Below are 25,232 nucleotides of genomic sequence, written 5' to 3' on the forward strand. Positions count from 1 at the left end.
ATGAAAAAGCAAAAAAATGGAAAAAAATGCCTTAATGTTGTATTTAAGTAACCGCTTGGTGAAATTCACATGTGAAACACAAGAGGCGAAATATTTCTTATGGTTTACAACGATTCTTACATTAAGCTGCTTAGTAGTCTCAAAGGAGATTATTAAAATTATGGTTGGTCCCATTCTTGTTGCGAGTGAAGATTATGGGAGGCGTGTAGAGCTTTCTGCTATGCTGCGCGGCTTTGGTTACCGTGTTATTGAAGCAGAAAATGGCCTCCGTACAATCGATCTTTTACACAGACGTAAAAATATTGTGCTTGCACTCCTTGATGTTGTCATGAGCGATTTGAGTGTGGGTGATTTGATTAAAATGATTAGAGTTGCTGGTGTTGCCGTTCCTATTGTTGTGATAGCACAGCAAGAGAATCAAGAATTACTCCAGAAAGCTTTAACAGCTGGAGCTATTGATTATTGGATTCATCCAGTGACATTACTACGGTTGAGAGTCACGTTAGATACTCTTGCCCTCATTTCTGCATTGGAGCGTGAGGTTCATTATATTCGGCGAAAAAAAGAAAATCATTTGCGATTTTCTGACCTCTCCATAAAAAGTAGGGCAATGCAGATAGTTTTAGAGCAATCGAAAAGAGCAGCGTCTTCTTTACAGAATCTTTTGATAGAAGGTGAAGTTGGAACTGGCCGCGAAACATTAGCCCGCATTATTCATCATGAGGGTTTGTTGTCAGAGGGAGATTTTATTCGCTTCCAATGTTTAGCTATCGTTGATCCAGAAGAAGAAAATCACCAGTGGTTTAAAGAATTTATACCACTGGTTTCTTCTCTTGAAAAGGGAACGTTATGCCTTTGTGATGTTGATAGACTCGAGCCTATACAGCAAAAGCGTTTCATGCATTACCTTAAAGAAAGGGAAAAGGCTACGAAGGACAAAGTTTTTCCTTTTCGGATCATTGCAATTTCAACGTCTCGGCTTTCTGATCTCGTTAAAGAAGGCTTTTTTTTACATAGTTTGTTTGAACAGTTTTCTCAGTTATCTATAAGTGTTCCTGCTTTACGAGAATTAAGGGATGATTTTCCAGATCTTACACAACGTTTGATTGATCGCATTATTACGGAAACAGGGCGGTCCCATGTACATGGTTTAGCAGGTTCGGCTCTTTCATTGCTTATGCAATATGATTGGCCTGGTAATCGGAATGGACTTGAGAATTTTTTATTTCGTGCGATTTTACTCAGTGATGGGCCATTGTTAACTGTTCGAGATTTTCCACAATTAATGGGAAATTCATTAATGAATGTTCCAAAAATTATTGAAAGTAATATGCAAGAGGATCATGAGCAAGAATCTGTAAAATTTTTGGATGTTGACGGGCATGTTCGTACTTTTGCTGAGATGGAACGTGATATTATTGAAAAAGCGTTTAAACATTATAAGGGACATATGAGTGAGATTGCGCGCCGTCTTCGTATAGGGCGTTCTACCCTTTATCGAAAAATAGAGGGATTGAGAGCAATAAGCAGTCAAGAACGGAAGTAAAATCCATGACGAATCTCTATTCACGAGAAATATGATGTAAAAAAGTGTAGAAGTTTCTGATGAAGACAACAGAGGAATTTAAGCGTTTAAAAAGAATGTCATTTATTACAGAGCTTAGGGTTGAGGATAATTTTGTAAACACAATGAGTTTAGATTTTATTTGATCAATTGTTTTTAGCTTTTTTCTTGTTTCAATTTTCCTGACTTTAGCGCAATTTGATTTAAGATGATAAGAATAGCTTTAACGCTTTTTGGCATTGAAGCTAAAATTCTGGAATCATTGATGTTGGGTTTATATTCTCTTAAGCAAGAAGTGACATTCTACCTTTTGCACGATTAAGGTAGAATCATTGATTTTATTGGTTTTAGTTGTTTTGGTTCCTATCTAGAATAGTGTGATAGCTTAAAAATAGAAAGTTGATTCTCTTTGACTCTGTTACAGATTGTTATCAGTTTTATCATATTTTTTTTTATTGCGTCTATGTTAGCGATTTACACTTATGGGCGTTTTGTTAAAAATGCTCGGGGGGAGCATTCTTATGCGCTGACTGTTAAGAAAGATGAAACCAAGCTTGACCGTATAATAAGTCAATTAGCGGAGAAAACCGATGGGTTAGGGGTTGATAAAGATGCTCTTTCGCTTATCATCAGCAACTTGGATGCGTTTTGTGTTCGTGCGGTAGGAGCAGCAAAGGCTGGGCGTAGTCTTGATCTCATGTATTATATTTGGGACGATGATTTAACAGGACGCTTATTATTAAGTGAAATAGTGGAGGCTGCTGATCGGGGTGTTCGTGTGCGCCTTCTTTTAGATGATATTAACGCTCAGGCACGTGATCCAGCTTATATGGCGCTAGATAAACATCCCCATATTGAAGTAAGAATGTTTAATCCAGGGCGATCACGTAAGGGTGGTGTACGCCGTGGTTTAGAGATTATATTGCGGGCAATTACTGTAACACGCAGAATGCATAATAAGGCTTTTATTGTGGATGGTCGTATGGCTTTTGTAGGGGGACGTAATCTTGCAGACTCTTATTTTGACGCTGGTAAAGAATCACATTTTCGAGACTTAGATTTGATGTTAATAGGTCCTTCGGTTAAAAAGGTGGAAAACATCTTTGATGATTTTTGGAATAGCGCTGTCGTTTTACCGATTCACACTTTAGTTGTTCCTAAAAGTGTAAATGATCTTGCTTTTTGGAGGGAAAAATTACGACAATTTCGTGATTCCAAAGCTGCAAAAGTTTATTTAGATTATGTCAAGAAGCATATTAGTTTTGACTGTTTTATTCAGACAGGAAAGCGATTATTTTTAGCAGATAAAGTTGTTGTTCTTTCTGATCCTCCGGAAAAAGTATTGCGCAAAAAAGCAGAAAATTGGCTCATGAAAGCACTCTCACAGGTTATTGAAGACGCCCAAAAAACGGTTCAGATTACATCACCTTATTTTGTTCCTGGTAAGGTAGGTACGCAGAATTTTAGCAATTTGGTTTCAAAAGGTGTTGATGTCAAAATTCTTACGAATTCTTTAGCAGCCACTGATGTGGCACTCGTGCATGGTGGTTATGTACCTTATCGTAAGATGTTATTGAAAAGTGGTGTTAAGCTCTATGAGTTAAAACCAGGTGGAAATATGCACGGGTTGCGACTGTTTCGATCAAGTAAGGCTAGTTTACATACCAAAGCTTTTTTAGTTGATCGTAAAACTGCTTTTATTGGATCTTTAAACTTTGATCCTCGATCAGCTGCGTTGAATACAGAAATGGGTATTCTTTTTGAATGTGCCCCCATTACAACGCGATTAGATTTGCTTTTTGCTGAAGAAACGACGGGTGAAATGAGTTATCATCTCCGTCTTAATGACAACAACCGCATTTATTGGGATTTTATTGAAAACGAAAAACAGTATAGCGTTAATTATGAGCCAGAAAGCAATTTTTGGCGTCGTGCGTTTGCAAAAATAATAAGTTGGTTACCGATTGAATCACAATTGTAAATTTTATAAACTATAATCAAAAAAATTATTTTTATTTTTCTTTTCATTTTTTTTTAAGCATGGCATAATTTTGTGTCAATCCACAATTTATGAGAACCGCAGTTGTATTCAAAACTACTGACAGTGTTTTTTTATATAAAGGAATTTGGCTATGGCAAAGATTGTTGAAACAGGGACAGGTGCATTAGCATTGACTTTTGATGATGTGCTTTTACAGCCAGGTCATTCTCTTGTAATGCCTAGTCAAGTAGATCTTAGCACGCGTATTGCAGCTGATATTAAGCTGAATTTGCCGTTGCTTTCTGCTGCAATGGATACTGTGACAGAATCGCGTTTGGCAATTGCTATGGCTCAAGCTGGTGGTCTTGGCGTTATCCATCGTAATATGTCTCCTACAGAGCAGGCTGAAGAAGTCCGTCAAGTAAAAAAGTTTGAATCTGGTATGGTTGTTAATCCCGTAACAATTGGTCCTGATGCAACACTTGAAGAGGCAAAAGCTTTAATGCGCTCTCATGGTATCTCCGGTATTCCGGTTGTTGAAAATGGCATTAAAGGTGAGACTGCTGGACGGCTTGTTGGTATCTTGACGAATAGAGATGTGCGTTTTGCATCAGATCTAAAACAAAAAATTTATGAATTAATGACGCATGAAAATTTGATCACAGTGCGTGAAAATGTCCAACTCAATGAAGCGAAATATCTTTTACATCATCACCGTATTGAAAAATTATTGGTTGTGGATGAACACAATCGCTGTGTTGGTTTGATAACAGTGAAGGATATTGAAAAAGCACAATTAAATCCAAATGCTGCCAAAGATTCGCAAGGTCGCTTGCGTGTTGCTGCTGCAATGAGTGTAGGCAATGATGGTGTTGAGCGAGCTGAACGATTAATTGATGCAGGAGTAGATGTGCTGGTAATTGATACGGCTCATGGACATTCTCAGCGTGTGCTAGAAACAGTTGAACGTGTTAAAAAAATGGCGTTTTCTCCAGCTCTTATTGCTGGTAATGTAGCAACTCCACAAGCAACACAAGCTTTGATTGATAGTGGTGCAGATGCTGTAAAAGTTGGTATTGGTCCTGGTTCTATTTGTACAACGCGCATTGTTGCAGGGGTGGGTGTTCCGCAACTTGCGGCCATTATGAGTGCTGCAGAAGTTGCTGACAAAGCAGGTATTCCTGTGATTGCTGATGGTGGGATCAAAGCTTCGGGAGATTTTGCGAAAGCTTTGGCAGGTGGGGCTTGTTCTGTTATGATTGGCTCTCTTTTGGCGGGTACAGAAGAAAGCCCTGGTGAGGTTTATCTTTATCAAGGACGATCTTTTAAAGCTTATCGCGGTATGGGATCTGTTGGTGCTATGGTGGGAGGGTCGGCAGATCGTTATTTTCAAGATGAAGTTCGTGATGAACTTAAATTGGTGCCTGAGGGTGTTGAGGGTCAAGTTGCTTATAAAGGGCCGATAGCGTCGGTTTTGCATCAGCTAGCTGGTGGGTTGCGTGCGTCGATGGGGTATGTTGGGGCAAAAAATCTAGCGGAGTTTCGCGAAAAAGCAACATTTGTTCGTATTACGAATGCTGGACTTCATGAAAGTCATACACATGATGTTGCTATCACACGGGAAAGTCCAAATTATCGCAGACCTGTTTGATGCGTAAAAGCTTAGAGTCATTTTGTAAAAATCTCGAAGACTTTTTAGAAAACCGTACGGAAATAGTCGTTTTTTCTCTTGTGATTTGATACAATAGTCTAAAAAGCACAAAGGTAAACAATCGGAGGGAAAGAATTGGAGGTTAACATTCCAATTCTTTCTGTAAGTTATATAAAATTAAAGGAATTAACTTTTTGTCGTCTTCCGCTCTGATTTTGACGCGCGTTGGCGAGTGTTAGCCTGATCACTTTGGATGGATTTCTTTCCATTGTTTGAGGGCAGTGTATTGTGACGGCCTTTAGATGAAGTTGTTTTCCCATTATTGTAAGTGTTCATTATTTTCTCCTTTTAAATTATCTGGCTTATGGCCAGTATAGTAAAAACGGTAATGCCAAATAGTGGTTCCAAGCATTTTCTAAAAAGTTAATATTTTATTAGGAATAAGATAACTGTGCAGGTCTTAGTAAAAGTGTTTCTTTTCATTTTCAGAAAGAGAGCATTTTCAAGATAGTGGATATCGGATGTTCTGTACTGTTTATAGAGAGCTATGAAAATTCATTTATAAAGGAATAAAGGTGGTGACAATTTCTGCGTACCTCTATTGGAAGAGGGATTTTAAGGGTACATTCTGTTTTGTAATATCAAGCTAGACTTATGTGTATTTTAAGATGAGAGCAATGTGAACGGATAGTACGTGAGGGAAAAAGTTTTGCTACTATCAAAAAACGTAATCAGAATCATACAATATGCAATGCAAACTTGAGGTAATTTTGAGAGGATTCCATTGGCAGTAAGAGAGATAATGTTGTTCTTTTCTTAAATTTTTTAGGTTTTTATAGAATTCAATGGGAGAGATGAATGCGCTTAGGTGGGCGTTTGCAAGCAGCAATAGATGTTCTAAAAGAGATAGAAATTCGGCATCGCCCAATAGGTGAAGCTTTAAAAGATTGGGGAGTTTGTCATCGCTTTGCAGGAGCAAGTGATCGTGCAGCAATTGGTACAATTGTTTATGATGTCTTAAGACGACGTTATTCTTTACAATGGCGTATGGAGAGTGATGATATTCGGGATAGTGTTTTTGGAACTTTATTAGATACTAATAAAATGACCATTGAACAAATTGACGGTGAATTAGAAGGGGATCGATTTGCACCGCAGTTATTAGGGATGAGGCAGCGTCAATCATGGCAAAGGCGGCAATTAGTTGATGCACCAGACTATATTCGTGGTGATATTCCCCAATGGTGTCAAGCGCATTTGCGTCCTTTATTTGCCGACAATTGGGTCATTGAAGCTGCTGCATTAGCAACACGTCCTTCTTTAGATTTACGTGTGAATAGTTTGAAGGCAACGCCAGAGAAGGTTTTTCAGGAGTTAGCAAAAAACAAAGTTCAATCCTTTTCATGGTTTCGGCAAGCCTTAAGAATTGCACCGATTGAAAAATTTGGACGTCATCCCAATGTTCAAGTTAAACCAGCTTTCCAAAAGGGGCATTTTGAAATACAAGATTTGGGATCCCAAATTGTTGCTCACCTGGTAGAAGCAAAAGAAAGAATGCAAGTATTGGACTATTGTGCCGGTGCTGGTGGAAAAACTTTGGCTTTAGCTGCCAGTATGAAGAATCAAGGGCAAATTTATGCTTATGATTCCGATAAAGCCCGTTTAGCTCCTATTTTTGATCGTCTTCGACGCGCTGGTGTTCGTAATGTACAGCCGCGGGCGCAAAGAGAAGAATTGCAGTCCTTAGTAGGTCGGATGGATAGAGTTTTGCTAGATGCTCCATGTAGTGGTACAGGAACATGGCGGCGGCATCCAGATACGAAATGGCGTTTAACGTTAGAACAGGTAAGACAACGCCAAAGGGAACAGAGAGCTATTTTGAATGAGACTATAGACTATCTTAAATTGAATGGGCGCTTAGTCTATATTACGTGCTCTCTTTTTGTGGATGAAAATGAAGAGCAAATTTCTCGTTTTCTTCAACAGCATTGTAATTTTTATGCAATAGATATGCGAGCGCTTTGGAAGCAACATTTTAGTTCTTCATCTGTGCAACCGGTCTTTTCAAATTATGGACTTACTTTATCGCCGGCAACAACAAAAACAGATGGTTTCTTTTTATCTGTGTTGCAAAAAAAACATTGAGACATCTTTTCGCATTTTTTATCTTAAATTTTATGAGAATGACCTTTTTCTTAAGCAAATAGGCTTGTAAGAGAGAAAAATTGAACAATAAATCTTATGGGCTATATTTTACAATTATTGATTGGTTTTCTATGAGCATATCACATTCAGACACTGTTCTTATTATTGATTTTGGTTCACAAGTTACACAGCTTATCGCACGGCGAGTAAGAGCGATGGGTGTCTATTGTGAAGTTGTTCCTTTTCAATTAGCTTTAGAGGGCATGCAAAGGATAAAACCAAAAGCTGTTATTTTATCAGGCAGTCCTTATTCCGTTATTGATGAAGGTTCACCGCGTGCTCCGATGGAAATTTTTGAAATGGATATTCCAGTTCTTGGTATTTGTTATGGTCAACAAATCATGTGCGTTCAGCTTGGTGGAAAAGTTGCATCAGGACATGAGCGTGAATTTGGGCGGGCTTTTTTAGAGGTACAAGAAAACAGTGCACTTTTTGAGGGTGTTTGGGAAAAAGGCTCTTGTTATCAAGTATGGATGAGTCATGGTGATCGCGTGACGGCTTTACCAGAGGGGTTTCGTGTTATAGGGACCTCAAAAGGCGCTCCCTATGCTGCTATTGCTGATGAGAAAAGGCGCCTTTACGCAGTGCAGTTTCATCCTGAAGTTGTCCATACGTTAGATGGTACAAAACTTTTGCAAAATTTTGTTCTTAAAATCTCTAATCTTAAAGGCAATTGGTCAATGGCTTCTTATCGTGAGCAGACAATTGCTAAGATACGGCAAAAAGTAGGAAAAAGTCGTGTCATCTGTGGTCTTTCAGGTGGTGTGGATTCATCAGTTGTGGCAGTGCTCCTTCATGAAGCAATAGGAGATCAACTGACATGTATTTTGGTAGACCATGGGTTGATGCGCAAAAATGAGGCTCAAGAAGTTCTTACATTATTCCGAGATCATTATAATATAAAGCTTATTCATGTTAATGCCGCCAATATGTTTCTCAATGCTCTAGAAGGTGAGATAGATCCAGAAAAAAAGCGCAAAACGATAGGCCGCCTTTTCATTGAAGTTTTTGAAGAAGAAACCAAAAAGATTGGCGGTGCAGAATTTTTAGCGCAGGGCACGCTTTATCCAGATGTCATTGAGAGTATATCAGCTATTGGTAAATCGGTAACAATTAAAAGCCATCATAATGTAGGGGGATTACCGGAGCGGATGAACATGAAACTTGTAGAGCCATTGCGTGAGCTATTTAAGGATGAAGTTCGTTCTCTAGGGAAAGAGTTAGGATTGCCAGAGCAGTTTATCGGCCGTCATCCTTTTCCAGGTCCTGGTCTTGCAATTCGGTGCCCAGGTGCAGTGACACGTGAAAAGTTAGAAATTCTACGTGAAGCGGATGCTATTTACCTTGATGAAATCCGTAAAGCCGGTCTTTATGACGAAATTTGGCAGGCATTTGCTATTCTTCTGCCTGTTCAAACTGTCGGGGTTATGGGTGATGGACGTACTTATGAATTTGTTTGTGCTCTTCGTGCAGTAACATCTGTAGACGGAATGAGCGCTGATTTTTATCCCTATGATATGGAGTTTTTAAGCAAAACAGCAGCACGTATTATTAACGAAGTGAGAGGTATTAATCGTGTTGTTTATGATGTAACGTCAAAACCTCCTGGCACTATTGAGTGGGAATGATTGAAATTCAATTAAGCATTTTTAACAAGAGAGTACTGTTTAGATTTTAATCTTAGCAAGAGTGGACAGAAACAAACGAGCTTCCTAAAAAGTTGTTGTTTATCCGGAGTTAGCTCTTCAAAGTTATGATCTCATTATGTATGAGCGAGTATCGTTTAAATTTGAGAAGTGTGAAGTTTCCCATGTCTGAGAAAAAAATTGTTGCGCATCGTGGGGGGGCTAATCTTTATCCCGAAAATACACTTTCAGCATTTCGTAACGCCATTGCGTTGGGAGTCGATGAGATTGAATGCGACGTTCATCTTCTTAAAAGTGGTGAAGTAGTTGTATTTCATGATTTTTATCTAGAACAACTGGTTGGAAAAAAAGAATATATTCACAATATTGATAATGAAACACGTAAACAACTTCATGTGAAAGGAAGTACTGAAGCTCCTCCTTTATTAGAAGAGGTGCTTGATCTTTTAGGATCAACTAATGTTGCGCTTCATCTTGAAATCAAAACATGTGGTGAAGTTGAGCGTGAAAGGCTTTTATCTCAAAAAGCACTTGCGTTGATAAAAAATCGAAATTTAACAGAACGGGTCTCTGCAATCAGTTTTGATCCTATAAGCCTTCATCCTTTTATTGAAGCAGGAATAACATCTGGTCCATGTATTGATCGTTTTGAAGGTGATATGTACCAGCATTTTTCTAAATGGAAAAAATTGGGCTATTCTGATCTGAGTTTAGATGGTTCTCTTGTTTCACAGGACTTTATTGAATCTGCGCTTGAAGCTGGCTTTACTGTGGGGGTATGGACAATTAATGGGAGACCTCGGCTATCGCATTGGCTTGATATGCCTGTACATTATATCACAACAGATCAACCTGACCTTGCTATACAATTACGTACGGAAAAATAAAAGCACACAATCTATAATATAAAGCAAATAACACCACCCTAAAAAAATGAGGTTGATAAAAAAGAGAAGTGCGGATTATTTACTGATGGTGCTTATAAGATTAAAATTTTTACTTTATTTAATTCTCACGTGTGCGTTTTCCAGTACTTTTGTTAAAACTATGAAAACTCTGATGGGGAACAGTAAAGCTTAGTTTTTGACCATAATCGTGTGTCAAACGTTCTTTTATTTCAATGGTAAAAATATTATTATTCCAATGCGTTAAAACATGGCATCCTGTTCCGACAGGTTTGATAAGTTCAATTTGTGTGTGAAAGACAGCTCCTTGATTTGGATATTCGCCTAACAAGATTACTTCAGGTCTGAATGCTAAAAGATCAGTTTCTTGACTATAAGACAATGAATGACCTAAATGCTGTTCTAAAGTTTTGCGATCAAGAAAATTCATAGAGGGAGAGCCAATAAAATCAGCAACAAATGTTGTTTCTGGATAATCGTAAATTTCCATTGGCGTTCCAATTTGCTCAATAGCCCCTTTATTCATGACAACTATTCTATCAGCTAGTGTCATCGCTTCTAGTTGATCATGAGTCACGTAGAGGCTAGTTGTTCCCAATGAACGCTGGAGTGTTTTAATCTCGATACACATTTGCGCACGCAGTTGTGTATCGAGGTTTGAAAGTGGCTCATCAAAGAGAAAAACACGTGGTTGACGAACAATGACACGCCCCATTGCAACACGCTGTCGTTGTCCTCCTGATAATTGCCGTGGTTTACGATCCAGAAATGGCTCTATTTGCAAAAGCTTTGCAGCGTGTGTGATACGCTTATTTATTTCATCTTTAGGTGTTTTACGATTTTTAAGACCATATTCTAAATTTCCACGAACTGTCATATGAGGATAAAGTGCATAATTTTGAAAAACCATAGCGATGTCACGATCAGCTGGTTCACGATTATTGATACGCTCATTGTCAATATACAGTTCACCTGAAGTGACTTGCTCGAGTCCTGCAATGATGCGTAATAGAGTTGATTTTCCGCACCCTGAAGGACCTACAAGGACAAGAAGTTCTTTATCGGCAACAGTTAAGTTTAAATCATCAATGACTAGAATGCCATTTTCATATTGTTTTTTTATATTTGATAACTGGATTATGGCCACAGTTATTTCTCCGTTTCAATAAGGCCTTTGATAAAAAGTCGCTGCATGAAAATAACGACTAGAACAGGTGGCACCATGGCCACAACCGATACTGCCATGAGTATATTCCATTGAGGGTTATGTTGAAGTGATTCTACGATGAGCTGTTTGAGAATAATAAGAATAGTTTGATGATTTTGGTCAGTTGTGACTATAAGAGGCCAAAGATATTGTACCCATCCATAAATGAACATAATGATAAATAAAGCAGCAATATTACTTTTGCTAAGAGGAAGAAGAATATCTTTAAAAAATTTAAATGGTCCTGCACCATCAACACGAGCAGCTTCTAAGAGTTCGTCAGGAACAGTCAAAAAAAACTGACGAAATAAAAATGTAGCAGTTGCAGATGCAATGAGTGGAATAATCATTCCACCATAGGTGTTTATCATGCCTAATTGTGCGACGACTGCATATGTTGGGATAATACGAACTTCGACAGGTAGCATTAATGTAATGAATATAAGGGCAAACGCAGTTTTGCGAAAAGGGAAGCGCATGTAGACAATTGCATAAGCAGAAAAGAGTGAAATAATAATTTTTCCAATACTAATACCAACAGCCATAATGAGGGAGTTCATTAAGAGTGGCCAGAGATTAGGCAAACCAAGCTGCATAAGTCCATCACCAAAGATTGTCTTATAGTTTTCCAGGGCATATTTTCCTGGTAAAAGAGGAAGTGTTCCTGAACTAAATGCCGCCGAGTTATGGGTTGAGGCAATGATAGCAACATAAACTGGAAAGCAAATAATGAAAATGCCAATAATAAGGGTTATATGGGTTAGAAATTTTAAAACAGGGCGATTTTCAACCATGATTTTCTTCCTAATATTGTACACGGCGTTCAATCCAGCGGAACTGAATAAATGTTAAGACAATAACCATCAACATTAATATTGTTGATTGTGCTGCTGATGCACCAATTATTTGGTTTTTAAAACCATCATCGTACACTTTGTAGACAAGAGTGCTTGTTGCACGCGCAGGACCTCCAGAGGTTATGTTATCAATAATGCCAAATGTATCAAACATAACATATTGGATGTTAACGATAAGAAGAAAAAAGGTTGTCGGTGAAATTTGCGGAAAAACCACAGTCCAAAATCGTTTAAAAGGACCAGCACCATCAATTGCTGCTGCTTCTATTTGGGAACGTGGAACAGATTGAAGACCGGCAAGAAAAAAGAGAAAATTATAAGAGATTTGTTTCCAACTGGCTGCAATCACAATAATAATCATTGCTTGAATGCCATTAATACGATAATTCCATATAATACCTATTTTCTGGAGAAAAAAAGGGACAATTCCGGCAGTTGGATGAAAGATAAACAACCATAATATACCTGCCAATACCGGAGCAACAGCATAAGGCCAGAGCAAAAGTGTTGTGTAAGCTTTTTTTGCGCGGATGACACGATCAACACAGACAGCCAAAAGAAGAGATATGGTCATTGAAGTGGCAGTTACCGAAATGGAAAATATTGCGGTTATAAGAAGCGATTTGAGATAAGCAAGATCAGAGAAAATTGTAACATAATTTTCAAAACCAATAAAGGTTGTAGTAAAGCCAAAAGGATCTTCACGCTCAAAAGACGATTTTATTGCTTGGATAGCAGGCCAAAAGAAAAACAAAAAAGTCACAAGGAGCTGAGGAAAAAGCAACCAGTAAGGAAGTAGACTATTTTTGAAATATGCATGTTTTTCTTGCATTCGTAGAGCTCTTTAAAGAGAGAGACTTTAGAAAGGTGAATAAAAAAGAATTAAAAAAACTCAACTGTTTTGTAGAGTTTTTGATCTTTAACAACAATAATGAAACCTTAATGATTGGCTTTCTCAAATTCACGGAGAAGTTTATTCCCACGCTCAACGGCTTCATCCAATCCATCTTTTGGTGTTTTTGAGCCATTGAGTACAGCTTCTAATTCTTGATCAAGTATGGAACGAATTTGCGGTAAATTACCAAATCTGATACCCTTTGAGTTAACGGTTGGTGGGTTAAGAGTAATCTGTCTAATAGCAATATCTGCTCCAACGTTTTTTTTGTAGTAATCTTGTTTTTTACTTAGTTCGTAAGCAGCCTTTGTAGTTGGAAGATAACCTGTTATCTGGTGCCACTTAGCTTGATTATTAGCTTTTGAGAGAAATTTAAGAAAAGCAGCTGCACCTGCATATTCTTCAGGGGTATGACCTTTCAAAGCCCAAATCGAAGCTCCTCCAATAATTGAATTTTGTGGTGCACCTTCTACATTGTCGTAGTAGGGGAGCATACCAAATCCAACATTAAATACTGCTTCAGAAAGGATACCTGCACGCGATCCTGAAGATTGCATAAAGATTGCACAATTTTGTGTCATAAACATTGGTGTTGCATCTAATGCGCCGGCAGGGCCACCATAGCGGAAAATGCCTTGATCAGACCATTTTTTAAGGTCAGTCCACATACGCACTTGTAATGGCCCATTAAAGGTAAGCTTTGAATTAAGTCCGCTAAAGCCATTTTCTTTCGTCCCAAAAGGAATATTGTGTAATGCTGAAAAGTTTTCTATGCCAATCCATTGAGATGCATAAGCCATTGTAAAACCACAGCTTGCTGCTTTAGTTTCAAGAATTTTTTTGGAGAAACTTTCGACATCTTGCCATGTTTTAGGTGGCTGTTCTGGATCAAGTCCTGCTTTTTTAAAGATATCTTTATTATAATAAAGGATTGGTGTTGAAGCGTTGAAAGGCATAGATAGCATTCGTCCCTGAACATCAGAATAATAACCACTTATAGCAGGCAAATAATCTGTAGGATCGAATTCTTGTTTTGTATCTTTCATCAATTGATAAATGGGATAAATTGCACCTTTTGCAGCCATCATAGTTCCAGTGCCAATTTCATAAATTTGGACGAGAACCGGCTGTTGTTTTCCACGGAATGCCGAAATGAGCGAGATCATACCTTCTTCATATTCACCACGAAATGAAGGAATAACTTTATACTCAGATTGACTAGCATTAAAGTCGTTAATAAGGTTTTCAGTTTGTTTTCCTAGCTCACCGCTCATAGAATGCCAAAAGCTGATTTTTGTTTGCGCAAAACCCGCTGTTGTCACGCTGATAGCAACAGTAAATGCCGCTATAGAAAGATAAAAACGACTCATGGTTCACCCTTTCTAAAGTGATGGAATACGGATTTTACCAAATTTATAGTATTACACGTGAACATGCAGTGACAGTATTATTCCAAAAATATTTTGACCCATTTAAACAGGAACCACAAAAAGGTCAAACGAATTTGTTTAGACTCGGCAGTTTTCCCTTTGTGATGGTTATTGTGTTCTGAAAAGATCATTATAAAAATCTGGTAAAAAATTGAAATGATTCAAATGAGAAGAGTGAGAAGGGAAGCTCAACTATATAAACAGTAGCAATCATTCAATAGGAGAAGTTGTGATATTCTGGTTATGGTTTTTAGGAAAGTGTTTTTTAATTTTTATAGTGTTTGTCTTATCACTTTTAAACGCCAATCTCCAGAAAGGTTGTTTGCATCCCACACGAACAAAGAGCGTGCTTTTACCTTTGTTTGTCAATTAGCATCCAATGTTAACGCAGTTGCATGTTCAAAGAAAATATATAGATATTTCAGTGCCTTATGTATAATTCCAGCATTCCTATGCTAGGTCAATGCAAGAATATTGCGTCTTTCTGTTTGGGTAATCTCTCAAACGGGTAAACAGCCTCATTGGGGATGAATATAAAGCTGTAAAGGTAAAAAACAATTTTCATCTTTCCTACCCTATTTTAATTCAGTTTTACTTTCAAAAGCTTCCATAACAATATCTTTTAAGTAATGGAAATTATGCAACTCTTCACATTTTTGCTTATCGTATTCTTTATGCGACTAGTCCTTCAAGGAAAACAGAACACCGTCGTTTTGCTCATTCACGCACTTACTTTTTAAAAGACATCTCTCATTGATTTCAAGTCTATCTCACGGTGGATGTGAAGAGTATAACGTAAGATCCATTGAATACCCCACATTCTTACACTTATGAGGGGGTAAGTCACTCCCATCATTTTATTTACCGCTCGCGATATTGTAAAAGGTTCTTGTACTGAGACGGTTCATGAGGGGCATATTGAGTCTTTTCTAAGACGGCTTTTATCCACATTGTTGGTCTTCTTAAACTCCTAAGCCTATTTCAAGTAAGTGCCCGTGAATGGTATATCGTGAAAGCCGTTGTACATTACCATTTCTTTACGCTTATGAAGTTTCACGCCGGCCTCATCATTCTATTTACTAGCTCTCAATGTTGCAAAGGTTCTTGCATTGAGACTGTTCATAAGAAGTATTTTTACTCTTTTCTGAAGTAGTTTTTACATCACGACAACTCTGTTTGTGAAATGCAAGCGAATGTTTTTTCTGATTTTAAATGCAAAAATTTGAAATAAGAAAGTCTTAGGGTATTGGAACGCGCATTCAATCGATGAAATGGTGAATTATTTTCATAAATCAATGTTTTGTACTTATAATATAATGACGCGCCTTAATGCTTTGTTATCGCGTCGATAATAGTTTTTACATTATGTTCCATCATATCGAGATAGGTTGCAGCAGGGCCATTTTTGTTCGATAACGCATCAGAATACAGTGTTCCACCAATTTGTAAACTTGTTTCTTTTGAAATCTGTTCTATGAGACGAGGATTAGAGATATTTTCAACAAACAGTGCAGTTGCTTTGTTGGCTTTAATCTGCTTGATAAGTTTGGCCACATCGGCTGCAGTCGCTTCAGCTTCTGTAGAAATCCCTTGGGGTGCAAGGATAGTGAAGCCATATTCTTGAGCAAAATAGCCAAAGGCGTCATGAGATGTGATAATAATACGCTTATCTTTTGGAATGGTTGCAATCTTTGTTTTAAATGTTTCTTGTTTTTCTTTAAGTTTTTGGATGTAAGAGTTGGCGTTTTTGCTGTAGGTTGCACAGAATTGTTGATCGATTTTACAAAAAGCAGTGGCAATATTTTTAATATAAATTTCAACATTTGGGATAGTCTGCCAAGCATGTGGATCAATATTACTGTGGCGGTGTTGGGCACTCTGTTCTTGGTTTTTAATTTCGAGGGGGGAGATGTTAGCACTCACTTCAACAACCAGTGCTTTTGTACCACTTGCTGTGATGAGACGGTCAATGAAACCTTCTAAATGAAGTCCGTTGATGAAAATAATATGAGCCTTTTTAAGCTCTTGAGCATCACGGGGGGTAGGTTCATAAGTATGGGTATTTGCATTGGGACCAACGAAAGTAATCATAGAAATATGATCACCTCCTACATTTTTTACTAAGTCTGCAAGAATAGAAAAACTCGCGATAACTCTAATTTTATTATACGCAGAAGCAGAAAACGAAAAAAGCACAAGGAGTAAGAAGACTCCAAGCAGAACAAGTTTTTGAATAAGTCTAGGCACATTATTTCCTTAAAGTGGGCAGGAAGGTATAAAAGAGATTTGGAAACCATGATACAATAAAGCCACGTGGACTTATAAAGCATGAAAAAAGATAAATAAATCCTGCGGCAATAATGATAGCGGGACCAGAGGGAAGTGAGAGATGAAAAGAAAGCAGTAGACCACATATACTAGCAACGATTCCCAAAAGGGTGGAAAGTATGCAGATAGGGCCCAGACGCGAAAGCCAAAAGCGGGCTGTAATAGCTGGAATCATCATAATACCAACAGAAAGTAATGTTCCAAGTGATTGGAAGCCTCCCACCAAATTCAATACAACAAGTCCGAGCAATGATACATGAATATATTTACTCAGTGGAGAGAGTGATTTAAAAAAGAGAGGATCAAAGCTTTCCACTACGAGTGCGCGCCAGAAAATGCAAAGGTTGCACACTGTGATCAACATGATAGTGGTGATTAGTAAAAGGGCTTGTGTATCAATTGCGAGTACTGAGCCAAATAAGAGATGAAGCAGATCAATTGTTGAGTCTTTAAGTGAAACAATAATGACACCAGCTGCAAGTGCAATAAGATAAAAAACAGTCATTGATGCGTCTTCTTTCTGAAAGCTATTTCGTGAAATTAAGGCGGTTGCTAAAGCAACGATGATACCAGCTAGGATGCCACCAAGTGTCATAGATATGAGTGAGAATCCACAAAAAAGAAAAGCAATTGCAACACCAGGAAGAATAGCGTGAGATACAGCATCTCCTACTAAACTCATTCCACGCAGCATCAAAAATACGCCGACAGGACATGCGCTGATGGATAAGAGGATTGAACCGATAAGGGCACTTTGCATAAAATGGAAATCAACGAAAGGGGCAAGAAAAAATGCGTACACGTATTATAATCCAATAGAACAAGAATCATTGAAGGGAAGATATTGTTTTAGCACGCTGATACGAAAAGAGTTGGATATAACAGGTGATATAGCCTGGTGAATGGTGTCGGAGAAAAACTGTGTTGTTTCTCCATAGAAGGCATTTTGTTTATTAATTTGAATCATTTGTGGAAAATATTCTTGTACAATGAGGGGGTCATGGAGCGCTGTAAGAACTGTTCGTCCTTGTTTTTGCCAGTGTGCGATTAAAGTAAGAAGGTCTTTTTGGGTTTTACGATCTACACCATTGAAAGGTTCATCGAGCAAGATAAGATCGGCATCTTGTACAATAATACGTGCAAAAAGGGCGCGCTGTAATTGGCCACTTGAGAGCGTATCAAGTGAACGGGTGGCAAAAGCCGTGAGCCCAACTATTTCAAGTGCATTCTGAATTTTAGAGTAATAAGGGCGTTGGTTTTTCCATAATCCACAAAAAGACCATAGTCCCGTTTTTACAAGTGCTCTCACATCAATGGGAAATGTTTGATCTATATTACATTGCTGAGCAAGATAAGCAATTCGGCTTTTCTTTGGTTTTGTAATTTTTCCTTTGAGAGGTTTAATCAATCCGACTATAGCTTTTAATAGTGTAGATTTTCCAGCACCATTATCACCCATTATTGCTACTAACGATCCAGCTTTTAACTTTGCTGAAAAATTTTCTATTGCTATCCTGTTTCCATAGCCTAATGTTGCATCATTAAAATGCAGATTCATAATTCATACCGTTTCTATTATCTCTCTTAGGATAGATATGTAATAATATAACATTTGTCAACAAAATGTTATATTATTACATAGATTTTGGAACTAATTATTTTCGTGGGAAGATCGTGGAAAATTAAAAATAATGGTTGAATTTTCCTTGACGAAAGAGAGTGTGTGTATACTATATATAGTATTAAAAATGATTGGTGATTCTAAATAGGCACAAGTGAGGGTACAGTGTGTTTCGTTTGGCATCTAAGTTATTTCCATAATGTGATAGAAAAAAGTTTATTGACGCAAGAGGAAAGCAGTATTTCTGCTGAAGTATCTCTTGAGGGGTAATTCCGTTTCGTGTTTGTGAGTTGATTGTATCATAAACAGAGTAAAATTAGTGTTGAGGAGCGACTGCTGGAGACGTTTTAGGGGTCGTTGGTTTTTTTAGGCAGCAGGAGGGTATTGTAATGCAAGCAGAAGATTGTTTTATAACTGAGCTATTTTACCATTTTTGTTGTAAGATAATCATTTATTCTCGTTGTAATTTTAAAATTATTTGATGAGGATTTCTGTTACGTTCAGAAAGCTATGTATTGTTTGAACGAGAGTAGAGCTGCACATATTTGTGTATGCTTGCTGTTGTTTGTTATTCTTGAGTATCTATAAAATCGTCAAAATTAACTCTAAAAGAGTTAATTTTTTGGAATTTTGAAAGTTGAAAAAATGCCGGTCACTATTTATAGCAAACCATCTTGCGTCCAATGTGATGCTACACGCCGCGCTTTCGATGCTAAAGGCATTAATTATCGTGTGGTTGACATTTCTCGGGATGAACAAGCATATAGTTTTGTTCAGTCTTTAGGGTATCGTCAGGTTCCTGTAGTTGTTTGTGGTGAAAATCATTGGTCTGGTTTTAGACCAGATATGATTAGTGGTCTTTGTGTTTAATGGGACTTATCGTTTATTATTCGAGTGCAACGGGTAATACTGAGTATTTTGTTTCTCAGCTTGATCAACGACTCTTCAAAATTGATAAAAAAAAACCGTCGATGTTAGTTGATGAGCCTTATGTGTTGGTTGTTCCTACGTATGCAGATGGTGAAGGGAAAATGGCTGTGCCGAAAGCAGTTATTCGTTTTCTCAATGAAGATGAGAACCGAAAATTGATTCGGGGGGTCATTGGTGGTGGGAATCGTAATTTTGGTCGCTATTACAGCTTAGCGAGCAAGATCATTGCTGAAAAGTGTTTTGTGCCTTGTCTGTATCGTTTTGAGCTGCGTGGAACTGAGGAAGATATTATTTGTGTAAAGAAGGGATTGGAAAGATTTTGGAAACAGTTGGTATAGAACAGTCGCAGAAATCAGATCAGATCACGGATTATCATGCGCTGAATGCAATGCTTAATCTTTATGATGAAAATGGTCATATTCAATTTGATATGGATCGACTTGCTGCGCGACAGTATTTTCTCCAGCATGTTAATCAAAATACGGTTTTTTTTCATAATCTTAAGGAAAAAATAGACTACTTGATAGAAGAAGGTTATTATGAAAAAGCTTTGTTTGAGCTTTATGATTTTTCTTTTATCAAAAAGCTTTTTAAGCGTGCTTATGCGTTTAAGTTTCGCTTTCCTACTTTTTTGGGCGCATTTAAGTATTATACCAGCTATACACTAAAGACTTTTGATGGAAAGCGCTATCTTGAGCGTTATGAAGACCGTATCTGCTTGGTAGCTTTATATTTAGCGCAAGGGAATAAGGCTCTTGCTGAGAGCTTTGTGGATGAAATTATTACAGGACGGTTTCAACCTGCAACCCCGACATTTTTGAATGCAGGAAAAAAACAACGGGGCGAATTGGTATCGTGTTTTTTGTTGCGGGTTGAAGACAATATGGAATCGATAGGACGTTCGGTTAATTCAGCTTTACAACTTTCAAAGCGCGGTGGAGGGGTAGCGCTTTGTTTGACAAATTTGCGGGAAGCAGGGGCACCGATCAAGCAAATAGAAAATCAGTCTTCAGGTGTTTTACCGGTGATGAAACTTTTGGAAGATTCTTTCTCTTATGCTAATCAGCTTGGTGCACGGCAAGGTGCTGGTGCTGTTTATTTGCATGCCCATCATTTAGATATTATGAAATTTTTGGATACAAAGCGTGAGAATGCTGATGAAAAAGTCAGAATTAAAACTCTTTCGCTTGGTGTGATTATTCCTGATATTACTTTTGAGCTTGCGCGTAATAATGAGGATATGTATTTATTCTCATCTTATGATATTGAGCGTGTTACAGGCAAACCCTTTAGCGATATTTCTTTGACGGAGCATTATCGATCCTTTGTTGATAATGCAAAAATTCGTAAAAAGAAAATAAGTGCACGTGTCTTTTTCCAGACATTGGCAGAAATACAATTCGAATCAGGTTATCCTTATATCTTGTTTGAGGATACTGCCAACCGAGCCAATCCAATAGCTGGACGTATAAATATGAGCAATTTATGTTCAGAGATTTTGCAGGTGAATGAGGCGAGTGAACTAGAAGCGGATTTAACTTATCGCACAGTTGGAAGTGATATATCTTGTAATCTTGGTTCCATGAATATTGCAAAAGCAATGGACAGTGATGATTTTGGGCGGACGGTAGAAGCTGCTGTTCGTGCTCTTACTGCTGTGTCAGATATGAGTAATATCGCTTGTGTTCCTTCCATTGCAAAAGGTAATGCTGAAAGTCATGCAATTGGTTTGGGACAAATGAATTTGCATGGTTTTTTAGCACGTGAACAGATCTATTATGGATCTCCGGAAGCAATTGATTTTACAAATATCTATTTTTATATCGTAGCATATCACGCAATACGTGTTTCCAATTTAATTGCACGTGAACGTCAAAAAATGTTTGTAGGGTTTGAAAAGTCAGCTTACGCAGATGGTAGTTTTTTTGCTAAATATATTGAGCAGGAATGGAAACCACAATTTTCGCTTGTACAAGAGCTTTTTGCACGGAATAATATTGTGATACCAGACCAAAAAGATTGGCAGGAGCTGAAGAAATTAGTTATTGAGTACGGGCTTTATAATCGCAATCTTCAGGCAGTGCCGCCCACGGGGTCTATTTCCTATATTAATCATGCGACCTCTTCTATTCATCCGATTGCTTCAAAGATTGAGATTCGTAAAGAAGGAAAAATTGGACGCGTTTATTATCCCGCTCCTTATATGGATAATACGAATTTGGATTTTTATCAGGATGCTTATGAGATTGGTCCTGAAAAAATTATTGATACCTATGCTGCTGCTACACAGCATGTTGACCAAGGTCTTTCGTTAACGTTGTTTTTTCCTGATACGGCCACTACACGTGATATTAACCGCGCACAAATTTATGCCTGGAAAAAGGGGATAAAGAGTATTTATTATGTACGGTTGCGGCAAGTAGCGTTAAGTGGAACAGAAGTGGATGGCTGCGTTTCATGTAGTCTGTAGGAGATAATCATATGACAAAGATTACAACTAAAAATCCTGTTGTGTGCGCTGTCAATTGGAATAGATTGCATGATGAGAAAGATCTTGAGGTTTGGAATCGTTTAACGGGAAATTTTTGGTTGCCTGAAAAGGTGCCGCTTTCCAATGATATTCCTTCATGGGCAAGTCTAACGGAAGAAGAACGCAAGTTAACCATTCGTGTTTTTACAGGGTTAACACTTCTGGATACGATTCAAAATACTGTAGGTGCTATTTCGCTTATGGCTGATGCGATAACAGAGCATGAGGAGGCAGTGTTAACGAACATTGCTTTTATGGAAGCGGTTCATGCACGTTCTTATTCTTCTATTTTTTCAACATTGTGTTCGACGGTAGAAGTTGATGATGCTTTTAGATGGTCAGAGGAAAATATTCATTTACAAAAAAAAGCCAGATTAGTTCTTGAGCGTTATGAAGGAAATGACCCACTCAAGAAGAAGATTGCCTCGACTTTACTTGAAAGCTTTTTATTTTATTCTGGTTTTTATTTACCCATGTATTGGGCCAGCCGTGCTAAATTGACCAATACAGCTGATCTCATTCGGCTTATCATTCGTGATGAAGCAGTCCATGGTTATTATATAGGTTATAAATTTCAATTAGGGTTTGCAAAACTTGATGAAACCAAAAAGAAGGAAGTTAAGGATTTTGCTTTTAACTTGCTCTTTGACCTTTATAATATTGAATGTAAATATACTGAAGATCTTTATGATGCACTTGGATTGACAGAAGATGTTAAAATTTTTCTTCATTATAATGCAAACAAGGCTTTAATGAATTTAGGTTTTGAAGCTCTTTTCCCGTCTGAGGTTTGTCGTGTTAATCCTGCTATTTTAGCCGCTTTATCACCAAACTCTGATGAAAATCATGATTTTTTTTCAGGAGCTGGCTCTTCTTATGTTATTGGCAAGGCGGTTGCTACCACGGATGATGATTGGGAGTTTTAAGGGTTACATACAAAGAGAAGGGCGCGGGGTATACCGTTTAAGTCTTTGCGCATTTCTAAACATTTGAAGCCATTTTTTTCAAATAAGTCGCAGACTTCTTTTTCTTGAGAGTAGCCGATTTCGACAGCGATAGAACCTTTTTCTTTTAAGTAGTTTGCTGCTTTGTCAGAAAGCTTTCGATAAAAATCAAGACCATCTTTTCCACCAATTAATGCGCGCAAGGGATCATGCAGATGTACTTCCTTTGCAAGCTTTGTGATATCTGTTTCTGGAATATAGGGTGGATTGGAAATAATGAGATCGAATTGCCCTGTAACAGAATCAAACCAATCGCTCAGAAGAGGTGTAAAGCGATTTATAACTTTCGCACTTTTTGCATTTTTTGTGGCTGTTTTAAGAGCGTTTTCAGAAATATCGACAGCTACTGCATAGGATTGGGGAATTTGTTTAAGAATCGCAATGGCAATAGCACCGCTTCCTGTTCCCATATCCAGCAGTGTTATTTTTTCTGATTTTTCACCATATTTTTTGAGGGGTGGTAAAACAAGATCCACCAGCGTTTCTGTATCAGAGCGTGGTTCTAATGTTTCTTGAGAGAGTGCGAAGGATATACCATAAAACTCTCGTTTTCCGATAATACGGTAGACAGGTTCACCAGCAATACGTCGTTGAATGGCTTTTTCTAATTGTAATATTTGTTCAAAAGAGAGGCAAAGATCTGGTTGGAGAACTCTATCAGATATATTTGTATCTGTTATCCATTCGACCAGTATTTTTGCATCAAGATTGGCTTCAGAAACTCCTTGAGAGCGCAATTTTTCTTGAGTTTGTCGAATGACATTGTTGAGAGAATGTTTGTTCATTCATGATGATCCATTTCCATAAGGAGGGCTGTTTGGTGATCGGATATGAGTGCATGAATAAGTTCATCAAGATCTCCTTCTAAAACGCGGTCAAGTTTATAAAGAGTGAGATTAATACGATGATCCGTGACACGTCCTTGTGGAAAATTATAGGTACGAATACGTTCTGAGCGATCACCAGATCCAACTTGGCTTTTACGGGATGCTGAGCGTTCATTTTCCGCTTTTTGTCGTTCAATATCAAATAAGCGTGCACGTAAAATTTGCAGTGCCCGTGCGCGATTTTGATGCTGTGATTTTTCTGCTTGTACGACCATAATCCCAGTTGGAATATGTGTGATACGAACAGCGGAATCCGTTGTATTGACATGCTGTCCTCCTGCTCCAGAGGCACGCATTGTATCAATGCGAATATCTTCTGGACGAATTTCAATATCAATTTCTTCAGCTTCTGGAAGCACTGCAACGGTAGCAGCAGATGTATGGATGCGTCCACCTGTTTCTGTTTCAGGGATGCGTTGCACACGATGAACACCTGATTCAAATTTGAGTTTAGAAAAGACACCTCTCCCTGAAATAGTAGCAATAATTTCTTTATATCCACCAACTTCCCCTTCATTAAGCGAAACAACTTCCACTTTCCAGTTACGAGAAGCGGCATAACGTTCATACATGCGAAAGAGATCACCGGCGAAAAGTGCTGCTTCTGATCCACCTGTCCCGGCTCGAATTTCAACAATGGCGCTTTTTTCATCAGCAACGTCTTTGGGCAAAAGAAGAATCTGAAGCTTTTGCTCAAGTTGTTCCATTTTCTGACATAATAATGGGAGCTCTTCTTGAGCAAGAGTACGCATCTCTACATCTGTGAGTTTATCACTGATGATAGTTTCTAGATCTGTGATCTCTCCGTAAAGAGCATTTAATGCTCGTATGGAACTAACAATTGGTTGCAATTCAGCATATTCAGAAGCTAATTTTACATAAATTTCAGCATTCGGGTTTTTAGCCATTTGGCTTTCAATTATTTCAAAGCGCTTTTCAAGCTGTCTCATACGATCTTGTGGCAAAGAAACCATGATAATATTGGCCTCATTTATTATAATACTTTTGTTGTAATATTAGTGATAGAGTGTTTTATAGCATCCTATAAAAAGGGGTAATAAAGTAGAAAATCTTTCTTGCCAATGGAAACTGCAGGCTTTTAAAGAGAACTTGTGTAAAATCTTGTTTGCAGGAAGAATTTTTTGATGACACATGAGAAACTATAATTTTAAAAATTACGTTTTTTCCCATAAAGTTCAAGGCGGTGATGGATAATATCATAACCAAGGGACTTAGCGATTTCTTCTTGCAACTTTTCAATAATATCAGAATGAAATTCGATAACTTGCCCTGTTTCCAAATCAATGAGATGATCATGGTGGTGCCCATCTGCTTGCTCAAAACGAGAGGGACCACCACTAAAACTATGGCGATGAATCGTCCCATTTCCTTCTAATATCTTCATGGTTCTGTAAACAGTTGAGAGCGAAATACTGGAATCTATTTTGTTAGCACGTTGAAAAATTTCAAATGCATTAGGATGATCTTTTGTGTCGACCAAAATATCAAGAATAATACGTCGTTGACGTGTCACTCTTAAACCTGCAGTGCGTAATTCTTGCTCATAATTTCGCTTTTTATGCATCTTAAC

Annotated in this window: 21 protein-coding genes; 10 read left to right on the plus strand and 11 right to left on the minus strand. The window is 37.9% G+C overall.

Annotated elements, in window-relative coordinates; translation table 11 throughout:
• Window positions 1-160: 160 nt before the first annotated feature.
• The 3 genes from AYT27_RS00925 to guaB all read left to right on the plus strand — a co-directional run bounded on the left by AYT27_RS00925 (window position 161) and on the right by guaB (window position 5,196).
• Window positions 161-1,546, plus strand: coding sequence for a sigma-54-dependent transcriptional regulator (locus tag AYT27_RS00925; protein ID WP_011180130.1), 1,386 nt, complete (start codon window positions 161-163; stop codon window positions 1,544-1,546).
• Window positions 1,547-1,973: 427 nt separating this feature from the next.
• Entirely contained in the window at window positions 1,974-3,545 is a 1,572-nt protein-coding gene (locus tag AYT27_RS00930; protein WP_011180131.1) for a phospholipase D family protein, read from the plus strand.
• A 151-nt stretch (window positions 3,546-3,696) separates the two neighbouring features.
• Complete coding sequence (gene guaB / locus AYT27_RS00935; protein ID WP_011180132.1) at window positions 3,697-5,196, plus strand: IMP dehydrogenase; 1,500 nt, start codon at window positions 3,697-3,699, stop codon at window positions 5,194-5,196.
• A 186-nt stretch (window positions 5,197-5,382) separates the two neighbouring features.
• On the opposite strand, the gene AYT27_RS08975 is transcribed toward guaB, so the two are convergent.
• Complete coding sequence (locus tag AYT27_RS08975) at window positions 5,383-5,532, minus strand: hypothetical protein (RefSeq protein ID WP_172642075.1); 150 nt, start codon at window positions 5,530-5,532, stop codon at window positions 5,383-5,385.
• 522 nt (window positions 5,533-6,054) lie between these two features.
• Between AYT27_RS08975 and AYT27_RS00940 the strand changes: the two genes are divergently transcribed.
• The 3 genes from AYT27_RS00940 (at window position 6,055) to AYT27_RS00950 (ending at window position 9,934) form a co-directional block, all read left to right on the plus strand.
• Window positions 6,055-7,341 (plus strand): RsmB/NOP family class I SAM-dependent RNA methyltransferase, encoded by a 1,287-nt coding sequence (locus tag AYT27_RS00940; protein WP_011180133.1) that lies wholly within the window; start codon window positions 6,055-6,057, stop codon window positions 7,339-7,341.
• Between the two features lie 131 nt (window positions 7,342-7,472).
• Window positions 7,473-9,029 carry a glutamine-hydrolyzing GMP synthase gene (gene guaA / locus AYT27_RS00945; protein WP_011180134.1) on the plus strand — a complete coding sequence of 519 codons (1,557 nt, stop codon included), beginning with the start codon at window positions 7,473-7,475 and terminating at the stop codon, window positions 9,027-9,029.
• A 182-nt stretch (window positions 9,030-9,211) separates the two neighbouring features.
• Window positions 9,212-9,934, plus strand: a complete 723-nt coding sequence (locus AYT27_RS00950; protein WP_034447536.1) for a glycerophosphodiester phosphodiesterase — start codon at window positions 9,212-9,214, stop codon at window positions 9,932-9,934.
• A gap of 118 nt (window positions 9,935-10,052) precedes the next feature.
• On the opposite strand, the gene AYT27_RS00955 is transcribed toward AYT27_RS00950, so the two are convergent.
• The 7 genes from AYT27_RS00955 to AYT27_RS00985 all read right to left on the minus strand — a co-directional run bounded on the left by AYT27_RS00955 (window position 10,053) and on the right by AYT27_RS00985 (window position 18,227).
• On the minus strand, window positions 10,053-11,099 hold the full coding sequence (locus tag AYT27_RS00955) for a sn-glycerol-3-phosphate import ATP-binding protein UgpC (RefSeq protein WP_011180136.1): 1,047 nt from the start codon (window positions 11,097-11,099) through the stop codon (window positions 10,053-10,055).
• Window positions 11,100-11,101: 2 nt separating this feature from the next.
• Window positions 11,102-11,953, minus strand: coding sequence for a sn-glycerol-3-phosphate ABC transporter permease UgpE (ugpE, locus tag AYT27_RS00960; protein WP_011180137.1), 852 nt, complete (start codon window positions 11,951-11,953; stop codon window positions 11,102-11,104).
• 10 nt (window positions 11,954-11,963) lie between these two features.
• Entirely contained in the window at window positions 11,964-12,848 is an 885-nt protein-coding gene (gene ugpA / locus AYT27_RS00965) for a sn-glycerol-3-phosphate ABC transporter permease UgpA (protein ID WP_011180138.1), read from the minus strand.
• 107 nt (window positions 12,849-12,955) lie between these two features.
• Window positions 12,956-14,281 carry a sn-glycerol-3-phosphate ABC transporter substrate-binding protein UgpB gene (ugpB, locus tag AYT27_RS00970; protein WP_011180139.1) on the minus strand — a complete coding sequence of 442 codons (1,326 nt, stop codon included), beginning with the start codon at window positions 14,279-14,281 and terminating at the stop codon, window positions 12,956-12,958.
• Window positions 14,282-15,667: 1,386 nt separating this feature from the next.
• Entirely contained in the window at window positions 15,668-16,588 is a 921-nt protein-coding gene (locus AYT27_RS00975) for a metal ABC transporter solute-binding protein, Zn/Mn family (protein WP_011180140.1), read from the minus strand.
• Window position 16,589: 1 nt separating this feature from the next.
• On the minus strand, window positions 16,590-17,471 hold the full coding sequence (locus tag AYT27_RS00980) for a metal ABC transporter permease (protein ID WP_011180141.1): 882 nt from the start codon (window positions 17,469-17,471) through the stop codon (window positions 16,590-16,592).
• Window positions 17,472-17,474: 3 nt separating this feature from the next.
• Entirely contained in the window at window positions 17,475-18,227 is a 753-nt protein-coding gene (locus AYT27_RS00985) for an ABC transporter ATP-binding protein (protein WP_011180142.1), read from the minus strand.
• Window positions 18,228-18,935: 708 nt separating this feature from the next.
• On the opposite strand from AYT27_RS00985, the gene nrdH reads away from it, so the two are divergent.
• From nrdH to nrdF, 4 genes are read left to right on the plus strand one after another with little or no spacing between them, the layout of a single operon-like run.
• Entirely contained in the window at window positions 18,936-19,160 is a 225-nt protein-coding gene (gene nrdH, locus AYT27_RS00990) for a glutaredoxin-like protein NrdH (RefSeq protein WP_011180143.1), read from the plus strand.
• Entirely contained in the window at window positions 19,160-19,558 is a 399-nt protein-coding gene (gene nrdI, locus AYT27_RS00995) for a class Ib ribonucleoside-diphosphate reductase assembly flavoprotein NrdI (protein ID WP_011180144.1), read from the plus strand. The genes nrdH and nrdI overlap by 1 nt, the downstream gene beginning before the upstream one ends.
• Window positions 19,540-21,690, plus strand: a complete 2,151-nt coding sequence (gene nrdE / locus AYT27_RS01000) for a class 1b ribonucleoside-diphosphate reductase subunit alpha (RefSeq protein ID WP_011180145.1) — start codon at window positions 19,540-19,542, stop codon at window positions 21,688-21,690. The genes nrdI and nrdE overlap by 19 nt, the downstream gene beginning before the upstream one ends.
• Before the next feature lie 11 nt (window positions 21,691-21,701).
• Window positions 21,702-22,676, plus strand: a complete 975-nt coding sequence (gene nrdF / locus AYT27_RS01005) for a class 1b ribonucleoside-diphosphate reductase subunit beta (protein WP_011180146.1) — start codon at window positions 21,702-21,704, stop codon at window positions 22,674-22,676.
• Here nrdF and prmC read toward each other — a convergent pair.
• The 3 genes from prmC to AYT27_RS01020 form a co-directional block, all read right to left on the minus strand.
• Window positions 22,673-23,539, minus strand: a complete 867-nt coding sequence (gene prmC, locus AYT27_RS01010; RefSeq protein WP_011180147.1) for a peptide chain release factor N(5)-glutamine methyltransferase — start codon at window positions 23,537-23,539, stop codon at window positions 22,673-22,675. The two genes, nrdF and prmC, sit on opposite strands and share 4 nt — an antisense overlap.
• The gene (gene prfA / locus AYT27_RS01015; protein ID WP_011180148.1) at window positions 23,536-24,615 is read right to left on the minus strand and encodes a peptide chain release factor 1; all 1,080 of its coding nucleotides are present in this window, start codon (window positions 24,613-24,615) and stop codon (window positions 23,536-23,538) included. The genes prmC and prfA overlap by 4 nt, the downstream gene beginning before the upstream one ends.
• Window positions 24,616-24,809: 194 nt before the next feature.
• Window positions 24,810-25,226 (minus strand): Fur family transcriptional regulator, encoded by a 417-nt coding sequence (locus AYT27_RS01020; RefSeq protein WP_011180149.1) that lies wholly within the window; start codon window positions 25,224-25,226, stop codon window positions 24,810-24,812.
• Window positions 25,227-25,232 lie beyond the last annotated feature (6 nt).

It is taken from the genome of Bartonella henselae str. Houston-1 (assembly GCF_000046705.1).
GTDB classification, from domain to species: domain Bacteria; phylum Pseudomonadota; class Alphaproteobacteria; order Rhizobiales; family Rhizobiaceae; genus Bartonella; species Bartonella henselae.